The sequence below is a fragment of the Peribacillus sp. CSMR9 genome (assembly GCF_033141925.1).
GTDB lineage: Bacteria > Bacillota > Bacilli > Bacillales > DSM-1321 > Peribacillus > Peribacillus simplex_A.
The window spans coordinates 39,419-46,622 of record NZ_JAOPHO010000034.1; the positions used below are offsets into that span (position 1 = coordinate 39,419).

The 7,204-nt window shown below is 40.3% G+C and carries 5 protein-coding genes, 1 tRNA gene and 1 rRNA gene; 3 read left to right on the forward strand and 4 right to left on the reverse strand.

What is annotated here, in order from left to right:
• Nucleotides 1-277: 277 nt before the first annotated feature.
• Entirely contained in the window at nt 278-1,480 is a 1,203-nt protein-coding gene (locus tag N9I19_RS15450; RefSeq protein ID WP_317778307.1) for an aminotransferase-like domain-containing protein, read from the forward strand.
• Nucleotides 1,481-1,997: 517 nt separating this feature from the next.
• On the opposite strand, the gene N9I19_RS15455 is transcribed toward N9I19_RS15450, so the two are convergent.
• The 3 genes from N9I19_RS15455 to N9I19_RS15465 all read right to left on the reverse strand — a co-directional run bounded on the left by N9I19_RS15455 (nt 1,998) and on the right by N9I19_RS15465 (nt 5,057).
• Nucleotides 1,998-2,070, reverse strand: a tRNA-Ala gene (locus N9I19_RS15455).
• 407 nt (nt 2,071-2,477) lie between these two features.
• Nucleotides 2,478-3,845: a beta-propeller fold lactonase family protein gene (locus N9I19_RS15460; protein WP_317778308.1), complete on the reverse strand. Its 1,368-nt coding sequence runs from the start codon at nt 3,843-3,845 to the stop codon at nt 2,478-2,480.
• 504 nt (nt 3,846-4,349) lie between these two features.
• Nucleotides 4,350-5,057, reverse strand: coding sequence for an MgtC/SapB family protein (locus N9I19_RS15465; protein ID WP_061465345.1), 708 nt, complete (start codon nt 5,055-5,057; stop codon nt 4,350-4,352).
• A gap of 149 nt (nt 5,058-5,206) precedes the next feature.
• Here N9I19_RS15465 and N9I19_RS15470 point away from each other — a divergent pair, with 149 nt between their 5' ends.
• A complete protein-coding gene (locus N9I19_RS15470; RefSeq protein WP_317778309.1) occupies nt 5,207-6,112 on the forward strand; it encodes a DMT family transporter in 906 nt (301 codons plus the stop codon).
• Nucleotides 6,113-6,143: 31 nt separating this feature from the next.
• On the opposite strand, the gene N9I19_RS15475 is transcribed toward N9I19_RS15470, so the two are convergent.
• The gene (locus tag N9I19_RS15475) at nt 6,144-6,329 is read right to left on the reverse strand and encodes a hypothetical protein (protein WP_141133607.1); all 186 of its coding nucleotides are present in this window, start codon (nt 6,327-6,329) and stop codon (nt 6,144-6,146) included.
• Nucleotides 6,330-6,767: 438 nt separating this feature from the next.
• On the opposite strand from N9I19_RS15475, the gene N9I19_RS15480 reads away from it, so the two are divergent.
• Nucleotides 6,768-7,204 (forward strand): 16S ribosomal RNA (locus N9I19_RS15480); the annotation flags it as partial.

The window sequence follows — 7,204 nt, forward strand, 5'->3', positions numbered from 1 at the left end:
ACCTGCATTACAGATACTGAAAGATAAAAATAACGACTTAATCTATACACACATAGCTTAAAGAAAAAAGCTCCTAATGTATTGGAGCGGCCAAGAGAGTTCAGTGCAAAAGGCACTTCTGAATTTGCATCAATAATAGGTTGTCCAGAGAAGAAAGTCTAAAGTACATGTAAGGGTGTTTCTGCAAAAGATTGATGATTATCTGCATAAGCAGCTATCTATAAAAAAATTGAGAAAATCAATCATGGTTCGATTGACGGAAAGGTGTATGGTTGAAGTGAATGTAGAATCTTTTTTTTCTGAAAACATTAAAGCGGCACTTAAGAATGATCCGCCTGGTGCATGGATGCCAGATCTGCCAGATGGTTGTATTCGCTTGAGTTCAGGCTATCCGGATCCAGCTCTCGTTCCTGCCGAGGAGCTCAAGGTAGCTGTAACCAGACTTCTTGATGAGGAGCAGGATTTGCCGCTCCATTATATCGGAAGTCCACGAATTGCAAGACTAAAGCAGCAAATTCAGAAAAGGTTGGCAGAGCGTGGAATTTCCGTTTTGGAAGAAAAGCTTTTGGTTACATCAGGTGCTTGTCAGGGGATAGATCTTATTGCCCGCATTCTCCTTGATGATACTGCTGTCGTAGCTGTAGAATCTCCCACCTATATGGAGGCTTTAGAGATTTTTCAAAACTATACGAATCAAATTATTAGTATATCAATAGATGAACAGGGACTCCAAACATACCGATTAAAAGAAATGCTGGATGAAAGGAAACGTACAGGTCTAACCCTGCCGCGTTTTCTATATACAATCCCAACCTTTCAAAATCCAACTGGGACGACTATGACTACTGAGCGGCGGAAGCATTTATTGGAGCTTTCCATCGAGTTTGATTTCCTCATTCTAGAGGATGATGCATACGGGGAATTATCCTTCGGCAAAAATCCGCTGCCAATAAAATCTATTGATGAAAGCGGGCGGGTCCTCCACGTTGGGTCATTATCCAAGGTTGTTGCGCCAGGAATGCGGATTGGATGGATAGCAGGAGAAAGTGAATTCATTAAGGCTTTAGAGTGGTTTAAAAAAGATTTAGACCATCCATTTGCTCAAAGCACAATGGCTGCATACTTAGAAAACACCGATTTTGAGCAAAGACTAGACCTTCTAAAAGATGTGTATCGCTCTAAATGTACTGCGTTAATCCGTTCGATGGAACAATTTCTTCCAGAATCCGTTTCCTGGTATGTACCAGATGGTGGTTACTTTGTATGGGTGAGAATTCCTGGTGTTGATACATCGCATTTATTATCACAGGCTCTAGCTGAGGGTGTTTCATATGTTCCAGGGAAATACTTTTTCTTGGATCAAAACGATGGAACCGAGTTTCTCCGGCTCTCGTTCAGTTATGCCAATGAGAAAGAAATAATCGAGGGAATTCGAAGACTAGGGAAGCTTATCACATCTTTTTTTCATAGATTGTCCTGAAGGATTGTTAGTTAGTAAATCATTGCAATGGTTTATTAACTAAGCTTTTCGAAGCTTTTATTGATAATAAATTTGAAATAAATTGAATGCGCCTACTTCCTAAAAGGAGGTAGGTGTATTTTGTAATAAAAGGATTCTTTAACTCCTTTGCGCTGATTTTATCGCAAATTCTTTCAAACTTTTGGAAATGATAAGCACCGTAGATAAGGCCCACTACTAAAGCACACAAAAAATGTGTATATGTAGATTGTGATGATTCAAATGATCACAATGAAGGTTAATTCTTGAAAGGAACTGACCAATTTTTTATTTTTTTCTAAGCTTATCTGATATATGCACGTAAAGAAGTAGTATCTGGGTAAAGAACAAGAATGATTATGATAGTGTAAATGTTTTTAATTCAACTAAAAGTTACACTTAATACATATTAGCGTTTTATGACCAAAGTATGATCCGCGCGCTTATTATTTTTTTTAGCCAAAGAAAAAAACCCTTGATACACAAGGGTTTCTAAGTATGGAGCATAGCGGGATCGAACCGCTGACCTCTACGCTGCCAGCGTAGCGCTCTCCCAGCTGAGCTAATGCCCCGAATTGAGGTACAATAATTATTTTATCGGATTTTGGTGAAAAGTCAATATTAAATATGAGATTTTTGCAAAAATGATAAAAAACCGTTTGAGGGTAGTCAAACGGATCAGACTATAGAAGCGATGAATCAAGTTAACCTACAGTTTTTTTGTTTATACGATTTAGAGGTAAAAGACCTGAAGCATAATAATGTAACCATTACACCAACGAAATCGCTTTTTCAACATTAGAGCTGCAGCCAGCTGTCATTAAAGGCAAAAAATCATTACCACTAAATAATAATTGATTTGATCATGTTAATCCATCTCTCGGTTTGTTTTTTTCATCTGTTCAAAAATATTAACGGTTTTTATCTTAAACGATTTTTTGTGCCACTTTTCAGCGTTCCTGATTCCTTGTTCTTGCGCTTATTCCTCATAAACCTTTTTTTTGATTACATACCAGACATTATTGACGCCTTGTCCATTTATATCACCTGCATGTTTATCTTTCGCATAGTAATAAAGTGGGTGCCCTTTATATGTTGTTTGTTTTTGTCCGTCATCTCTTATGATTGTTTTAAAGTCTTTTTTGTCGAATCCTTTATTCGAGCTGATGTTATCTGCATGGAATGACGGCCAAATTTCAAGACATTGGCCTTTGCAATTACTGACACTAGAATCATCTTTAGTGAAATAATAAAGTGTCATTCCGTCTTGATCTGCTACATATTTCCCCACTTCGTCAGATTCTAGTATTTTAAGCTTATATTTTTTTGGCTTATCCTGAATTATATCCGTGATGGTGTATGTTTTAACATCAACACGCGCAATAGAGAGATCCCGATTTAATACATAAGCCTGATCCCCGTCATGGCTAAAGACAATTGCTTGCCTTGGTTCTTTGAAACCCCCGATTGTTTTAACTACGCGGTGATCAGCGACATTGATCACGTCAATCGTATTATCAGCTTTGTTGCTTGCAAAAAGGAGTTTATCATCAGGCGATAGAGCCGCTCCATATGGCTCACGTCCCACTTTGATTTCACCCTTAATATTACCGTCTAGCGTATCAACTGCGGAAATGCTGTTGCGTCCGCTGTTGGCGGCATATAATGTTCCTCCATCAGCGGTAATCGAGATTCCGCGAATACTGGAGAACCCTGATATTTCACGAATGATTTTTTTAGTGGTGGCATCAACGATGGACACTTTATCTCCTTGAAAGTTCGTGACAAAGATATATTTTCCGTCTGAAGAGACTTTAATGCCTTGCCTTGGTTGGGCGAAACCGGTAATGACGTCAATCGGTTTTCGTTTTTCCAGATCGACGACCGTGACGGAATTGTGTGCTTGATTGTTCACATACAATGTCTTTCCATCCGGACTGACAGCAGTCCCGAATGCACCTGGACCAATGACAACTTCATCTTTCAAGGTGAAATTTTTAATACTGTAAAACCGGAGTGTACCGAGCGTGCTGTCTGAGACGACAAACTCTGAACCGTCATCAATAAACACGATGTTTCTCGGTGAACCGAAGCCGTCAATCTTTTTGCGCAACTTGCCTTTGGCGAGATCATAGACCAGGATGGATTGTTCTCGGCTATCTGAGACAATCGCTATTCGCTCATCCGGACTAACAGCAAGGGAATTGTTGGTGATGTGGGTGTCAAAGCCTGTCCCTAACACTGGGCTTTTACATTTAGTAGAAGAAGCACCAATTACATTTGGTATAAAAACCACAAATAGTAAGGGAATAATCCATATACTCTTTAACTTCATCTTTTTAAACATTACTCACCTCGGGAAGTTATTTTCTTGATCATTGTTTAAATCCCTGTCAATATCTTGCTGGTTGTCCTAACCACCTTTCTTTGAAATGTTTAATCAAGTCAGAGTTCGTCCTTTCACTATATATAAACGTATGGAGAAGGATATCGGTTTGATTATTTTGCAAACTTAAAATAAATGTATAGAGGACCCTTAAATAAAGGAATAGGCCCCAGTGAAGTCACGTAACACTAGACTTTCTCACTGACCGATGGATGATAGTAAATGTCCATGTATGCATATTAGGTGTTGGATTCTGGTGTTAAAGATAAAACCTGAGGATTGAGTTTATGCAGGCAATTGGACTTGCCCGGGGTCAAAAATGGTCTAAACGTAGTGGACTCGTAGAAGATCAATCTCTTAATATTGAGGAAAATCCAAAGGGAATTTCAAAAGGGGTTCGGAATGTTTAATTCCGAATCCCTTTTATTAGTGAACCGTTTGAGGGTAAGTCAAACGGTTTTCTTATTAGGCATTTTCAATCTCTACCCGTGCAATTTCCTTAAGGTTGGAAACGGTATAATACACTTCCGATGTTCTAACTTTATGATCGACCAATACTTTAAGCGTCAAAAGGTGGTGGTCTTCTTCCACATCTTTGATTCTTAGGTTTTTGATGAATATTTTTTCGTCTTTGATTTTTTTCAGCACGACGGCAATGTCATCTTTATTTTTCACCACCAGCTGCAGAAAGATTTCTTTTTGCCGCAATTTCATCGGTCCGAGCCAGGTAACGATTAAGGGCACCAATTCGACACTTATAATCAATAGTATGACGCCGGCTATGGCCTCAAGAAAAAATCCTGCTCCAACGGCAATCCCGATACCGGCAGCTCCCCAGATGATGGCAGCTGTCGTTAAACCGGATATGCTGTTATTGTCCCTCCGGAGAATGACGCCAGCCCCGATAAAGCCGACGCCAGAAACAATCTGAGCGGCTAGACGCAAGGGGTCCATTGTGATGTTTACGTGTTCACTCCCTGGGAACTTATAAGCGGATTCCATGGAAACGATCGTTAATAAGCAGCTGACGATTGAAATGACCAGGCTTGTTTTTAATCCAACGGGTTTTCGTTTCATTTCTCGCTCTAGTCCGATGATTAGGCCGAGGAGAGCTGAAATGCCCAATTTTATAAGGATTTGCAGTTCCGATTGCGGGTCGAATGTCCATTCCATTTGTTTCACCACTTCCAAATATTATCGATGAATAAGATCGTGTGTTGCCATATACCCGTTTTTCAAAAAAGCTTACCCTTATAATTTTAACATAGTAGAATAGAGTTCAATGCTACGTAACGTCATTCCGATTGAAAGGAGGAATTTAAATGCAAATGCCAAAAGTGAATCCCTATGTTGCGTTGGCGATCGGTGTTGCATCCGTTTCATTTTCGGCCATCCTTGTTAAATTGGCGACTGCTCCATCGGGTGTTATAGCTTTTTACCGTTTATTATTTACCGTCCTTCTTATGCTGCCGGTGTTTTTGGTGAAATACCGCCATGAACTTATATTCATTGGGAAAAAGGATTGGCTATATTCGATTGCGGCAGGAGTTTTCTTGGCTTTTCATTTTATTTTATGGTTTGAATCGCTTAATTACACGTCTGTCGCCAGTTCAACTGTGCTTGTCACCCTTCAGCCATTATTCGCTTTTGCTGGAGCCTATTTGTTTTTCAAAGAAAGATTTTCAATGAAGGCAATATTGAGCGGCATCATTGCAATAGCAGGCAGCCTTGTCATTAGCTGGGGAGATTTGAGAGTCAGCGGTATGGCGCTTTGGGGAGATATTCTTTCGCTTATCGCATGTGCGTTGGTAACCGGTTATTTACTATTTGGCCAAAATGTTCGAAAACGCGTCTCTTCTATAACATATACATTTGTCGTGTATGCAATCAGTGCTGTTACTTTGTTTTTCTATGTGATCTTCAAGGAAGAGGGATTGGCCCCGTATCCGGCTGCCGATTGGATCTATTTTGTTTTGCTTGCCATTTTCCCGACTTTATTAGGACACTCTTTATTCAATTGGTCTTTAAAGTGGTTAAGCACTTCGACGCTTTCGATGGGAATCTTACTTGAACCGGTTGGAGCAACGGTTCTGGCTTACTTCATATTGGATGAACCGATACTCTGGACGCAGGTCCTTGGAGGTACAATCATATTGGGTGGTTTGATGATGTTCCTAAAGGATGAAAAGAAAAGTAAGGTATATAAAGAAGCGAAGGTCTCCGTATAAAAGCAGTAAGTCTCCCGACTTACTGCTTTATTTAATAGGGGTGAAACAAATAGGTGATCCGTGTGAAAATCAAAGCGAAAGTAAAGCTGAATAAAAACGTTGTGCCATTCACCCTGCCTTTTTCTTTGCTGAACCTAATGGCTTCATAATAAGCAGAACTGAATAAATAAAGGGCCATACTGTAAGAAATGAGTAATCCGATTAATGATAGATTCATCGCTTCACCTCAAGGGAAAAAGATATCTATATATGTCTATTTGTGTTTCTTTGGAAATATGCTTCGTTTATTCATGAAACATGCGCTTGTTCCGGAAGAAGGGGACAGGGTGGTGGGGATGATGAAAAGGATATATAGAGGAAAAAAGAAAAAAACGTTTTTTTTGAAAAAGTTTTAAAAAACGTATTGCAAACATTTTTGGTACATGGTATATTATTTCTTGTCGCTAAGACAGCAACACAAACAACCAACAACTTGATGAAAAAAATTCAAAAAAAGTTGTTGACGAAACGAGACACAATGTGTTACATTATAGAAGTCGCTTCTGAGAGAAACGACAACAAATTGCTCTTTGAAAACTGAACAAAACAAAGCGCCAACGTTAAATTTTAAGTGAGCACACACTATCAAAAAAGCAAAATGAGCAAGTCAAACATTTCTTCGGAGAGTTTGATCCTGGCTCAGGACGAACGCTGGCGGCGTGCCTAATACATGCAAGTCGAGCGAATCGATGGGAGCTTGCTCCCTGAGATTAGCGGCGGACGGGTGAGTAACACGTGGGCAACCTGCCTATAAGACTGGGATAACTTCGGGAAACCGGAGCTAATACCGGATACGTTCTTTTCTCGCATGAGAGAAGATGGAAAGACGGTTTACGCTGTCACTTATAGATGGGCCCGCGGCGCATTAGCTAGTTGGTGAGGTAATGGCTCACCAAGGCGACGATGCGTAGTCGACCTGAGAGGGTGATCGGCCACACTGGGACTGAGACACGGCCCAGACTCGTTCGGGAGGCAGGAGTAGGGTATCTTACGCAATGGACGAAAGTCTGACGGAGGTTCGCCGCGTGAACGAAGTAGGCCGTCGGGTCTTAT